Consider the following 1469-nt stretch of genomic DNA (forward strand, 5'->3'; position numbering starts at 1 on the left):
CAGATGTGTATAAGAGACAGGAACCGTTGGCCGCCTGGGTGGCTCCGTCGCCGCTGGTTCCGCCCTGGCCGCCGGCCCCGGCCGTACCACGCACGCCGCCGTCGCCACCGTCGCCACCGTTGCCGGCCGCCGCACCGGCACCACCGCCTAGGCCGGCGCCACCGGCACCGCCGTTACCGGCGCTGCCGGCGTTTCCGCCCGCACCACCGACTCCGCCGTCGCCGGCGTTGCCATCCTTGCCGTCGGTGGCAGTGCCGCCGACACCGCCGTTGCCGCCACTACCACCCGTGCCGCCGATACCGCCGTTGCCGGCGTCGCCGCCGTCCGTACCGTTGCCGCCCGGCAGGGTGGCGTCGATACCAGCGGTGCCGTTGGCGCCGCTTCCGCCGATACCGCCGACGCCCCCGGCCCCGCCGACACCGCCGTTTCCGGCGTCACCGGAGGTGGTGCCCCCTGCGCCACCGGCGCCACCGTTACCACCCTGGCCGCCATCGCCGCCGAGGGTGCCGTTGCCGTTGCCGTCGGTCACACCCGCCAGGCCGTTGGCACCCGTACCGCCGGCGCCGCCGTCACCACCGATGCCGATGGCCCCGGCGTTACCGCCGCCACCACCGTTACCGCCGTTGCTTCCCGGTGCGGTCGCGTCGAATCCTCGACCGCCGTTACCGCCGTTGCCTCCTGCGGTGGCGTCCGCGCCGACTGCGCCGTCAGTTCCGGCGGTACCGCCGCTGCCGCCGGCGCCGGCTCCGGCGCCGGTGCCGCCCAGGCCGGCCTGTCCGCGGTTGCCGCCGTCGCCGCCCTTACCGCCGTCGGGGTTGTCGGCGTCACCGGCGGCACCGGTTCCGCCGTTGCCGGCGTTCCCGGCGTTCCCACCGTCACCGGCGTTCCCACCGTCACCGTTGCTGCCACCGTCGCCGTTGGCCGCGGTGCCGGCATTGCCGCCCACGCCGCCATTGCCGCCCACGCCACCGTTGCCGCCATCGCCGGCGTTACCGCCCGCGCCGTCGTCGACGCCGGCCACCCCGGTCGCTCCGTCCTGACCGGTACCGCCGCTGCCGCCCGTTGCGCCGTTGCCGCCGTCGCCTCCGTCGCCGGCGTTACCAGCAAGCGCACCGCCGTTGCCGCCGGCGCCACCGGCACCACCGTGGCCGCCGGCACCGCCGGCACCGCCGGCTGCGCCGGGCACGTCGCCGTCAGTACCGACTGCGCCCAGCGCACCGCTACCGCCGGCTGCACCGTTGCCGCCATTGCCGATCAGACCACCGTGGCCGCCGGCACCGCCGGCCCCGCCGTCGGCACCCGGAACGGCGTTCGGGTCAGCGGAGGCGTCATAGCCCGCGCCGCCGTTGCCGCCGTTGCCGTGAATGCCAGTCACTCCGGTCCCGGCCACGCCGCCGAGACCGTTGACACCGCTGGCCGGGTTGCCGCCGGTGCCGTGCACGCCGGCGACTCTGTCTCTTATACACATC

Annotated in this window: 1 pseudogene; it reads right to left on the minus strand. The window is 76.1% G+C overall.

Annotated elements, in window-relative coordinates:
- Window positions 1–1375, minus strand: a pseudogene (locus LI94_RS24090) (PE family protein); the annotation flags it as partial.
- Window positions 1376–1469 lie beyond the last annotated feature (94 nt).

Origin of the sequence: Mycobacterium sp. UM_Kg27 (assembly GCF_000972905.1) — a bacterium.
Classification (GTDB): Bacteria; Actinomycetota; Actinomycetes; order Mycobacteriales; family Mycobacteriaceae; genus Mycobacterium.